The organism is Paenibacillus sp. AR247 (assembly GCF_002968895.1).
Classification (GTDB): Bacteria; Bacillota; Bacilli; order Paenibacillales; family Paenibacillaceae; genus Paenibacillus_AQ; species Paenibacillus_AQ favisporus.
On the sequence record NZ_PCZT01000009.1, the window covers coordinates 1,929,529 to 1,932,063 of the forward strand.

The following is a 2,535-nucleotide window of genomic DNA, read 5'->3' on the forward strand; positions in this document are numbered from 1 at the left end:
ATTCGGAGGAACCGGTCCGGCGGTCACCAGCGACAGGTTCTCCACCACGGTCGCTGCACGACATCNCCGAAAGCGCATGTTCGGCGAGAAGATTCGAGAGCCCAAGCCGGTTCGGCNCGTTAAAAATGCTCTGCAGCGACGGGTGCCTGAGATCGGCGTCGATCAGCAGCACGTTTTTTCCTTCCTGGGCATAGGCCACCGCCAGATTGCTGATCGTCGTCGATTTCCCTTCCCCCGCCTGGGTCGAGGTCACGGCAAGCACCTGCAGCTTTTGATTCCAGCCGGAAAATTGGATGTTGGTCCGAATGTTGCGGTACCCTTCCGAGATCGACGACCTGCGGTTGACGTTCATGATCAGCTTGTTTCTATTGGCTGACTGACGCATACTTTTCACCTGCCTGTTGTTTGGATCGGGCGGTCGCCCGCGTTCGCAAGTCCCGCTTTTTCATTTTCCGGATCGCGCCCAGGGTCGTAAGCTCAAGATACCGCTCCACGTCCTCATCGGACTTGATCGTGTCATCCAAGTACTCGATAAACAGCACTACGCCGACGATGATCATGAACGATGCGGCAAAAGCGATGGCGATGTTAAGGACAACATTCGGGCTGACCGGATCGGGAGCACTCGTTGACAAGGTGCTGTCCAAAATCGAAATATTGTCCACTTTCATGATTTGGGGGATTTCATGCTTGAACACGAGTGATACGGCGTTCACGATCTCTTTGGCGTGCTCGTAGGAGGCATCGCGGATTTTCAATTCGATGATTTGCGAGTTTTGGGTCGTCACGACTTCGACCCGGTCCATCAAGTCCTGCGCGGTCTCATGCAGACCGGGGTACTGGGCGACGACCTTTTCCATGATGGAAGCAGAGCTGATAATGACCTTATAGGAGTTGATCAGCATAATGTTAGAATTGATTTCATTAATATCGAGCGTCGGCTTTCCTTCGCTGTCCATATTCGACTTATTGACAATCATCGTGCTGCTTGCTTCATAAACCGGTTTCATGACATAGACGCTGTAAGCACCAGTGCCGGCCGAGCACAAGACCACCACCAATACGATCAGCCAAAGGCGCTTTCTTAACATTTGCAGCAGCAGCTTAAATTCCATAACCCTTCCCCCCAATTTCATCGAATGGTTGCCTCCGCTCTAGACGGTGGGCTGATGAAACGTTCTGATCTCCTTTCCGCTGATGAGCTGCACCGCATGGTCCTCCAGGCTCTTCCGAAAGCCTGCTCCACACAGCTTATCGATGATGCCAAGCCCCTCCTGCGCGTAAAATTTCCGCCGGACCGTGTTGTGCGCATCTGTTCCAATCAAATGGACCAGCCGCTGTTTGCATAGATACGCAGCCGTGCTCTGTACCGATTCCCCAAAAAATCCGGCAAGCGACTGTGTCGTGACCTGCAGCAGGACGCCGAAGTCCCGAATCCATCCCGCCACTTGGTCTGGATGATCGATAATCCCCAAGTTCCGTTCCGGATGGGCAATGACGACCCGAATATCGGCCCGCTTCATGAAGGCAAGAAAATCTGTAAAATACCCGGGTACCTTGCGGGAGGGAAGCTCTACGAGTAAATAGCGGCTGCCGGCAAGCGTCTGGATCCGGCCGCGCCGGAATTCGGTGGGATAACGTTCGGTAAGGTGGTACTCCTGTCCAGGGAGCACCTTCAGGGGGATCCCGACGCGCTTGAGCTTGGCGTTAAACAGCTTCACGCGGCGGTTGATTTTTTTGGCGGAGTTCAAATAATGTCTCTCTCGGTGGTGCGGGGTGGCGATGATCGTCGTAATCCCTTCTTCCACTGCAGCCGCAGCCAAGCGAAGTGCTCCATCGATTGTTTTCGGCCCGTCGTCCACAGCCGGCAGGATATGGCAGTGTGTATCGATCATACGTATCAGCATCCATCCCTTTGATTTTTGAAAAACAACGCAACATTATGTATCATTAAATACGGAAGCTCGACAGAATATGCACTGGTTCCGGCTTCCTGGTGTAACCGATGGTGACGAATTGCGTCTTTATTCCTGGAATTGGCTTAATCTATGAATAAAGATTGACTTTCCAAGAGGAGAATGAACCTGTTTTTTTGGGTAAATCGGTTCAAAAACAGCTTGCACTATTGACGACACTGTTAATTTACGATACATTTTGTATCATGTCAAGCGTTATTTAGCAGGTCCAATTGCTCACGCATACCCGGGTATCCAAGGGGGGAAAGAAATGAATTACGGCAACCGAATATCAGAGCTCAGGGAGCAGAGGAAATTGACTCAAGAGGCATTGTCCATAACCCTTGGGATCAGCCGGGCGGCCTTGTCCCACTATGAGAAGAACCGCAGGAAACCGGATTTTGATACGCTGTCGAAGCTGGCTGATTATTTTCAAGTCTCCATAGATTATTTGCTTGGACGAACAGAGGCAGCCGCAGCGGACGAAAATTCGGATACAGCCAATCCGGCTGATTAACGGACCTGATGGTTACACGAACTTTAGTCCTATCCTCTCTGACAGGCATATACACGTGACACC

At 51.7% G+C, this 2,535-nt stretch carries 3 protein-coding genes and 1 pseudogene; 1 reads left to right on the forward strand and 3 read right to left on the reverse strand.

From position 1 onward, the window contains the following. The 3 genes from CPT76_RS17500 to CPT76_RS17510 form a co-directional block, all read right to left on the reverse strand. Positions 1-385: CpsD/CapB family tyrosine-protein kinase (locus CPT76_RS17500; protein ID WP_146116338.1), on the reverse strand; the 385-nt coding region annotated here is incomplete at its 3' end. After that, positions 366-1,115 (reverse strand): YveK family protein, encoded by a 750-nt coding sequence (locus CPT76_RS17505; protein WP_181152895.1) that lies wholly within the window; start codon positions 1,113-1,115, stop codon positions 366-368. The genes CPT76_RS17505 and CPT76_RS17500, both read right to left, overlap by 20 nt. 39 nt (positions 1,116-1,154) lie before the next feature. Further along, positions 1,155-1,895 carry a tyrosine-protein phosphatase gene (locus CPT76_RS17510; RefSeq protein WP_181152896.1) on the reverse strand — a complete coding sequence of 247 codons (741 nt, stop codon included), beginning with the start codon at positions 1,893-1,895 and terminating at the stop codon, positions 1,155-1,157. Between the two features lie 331 nt (positions 1,896-2,226). Between CPT76_RS17510 and CPT76_RS17515 the strand changes: the two are divergent. Beyond that, positions 2,227-2,430: pseudogene (locus CPT76_RS17515) on the forward strand (helix-turn-helix domain-containing protein); the annotation flags it as partial. Between the last annotated feature and the right edge of the window lie 105 nt (positions 2,431-2,535).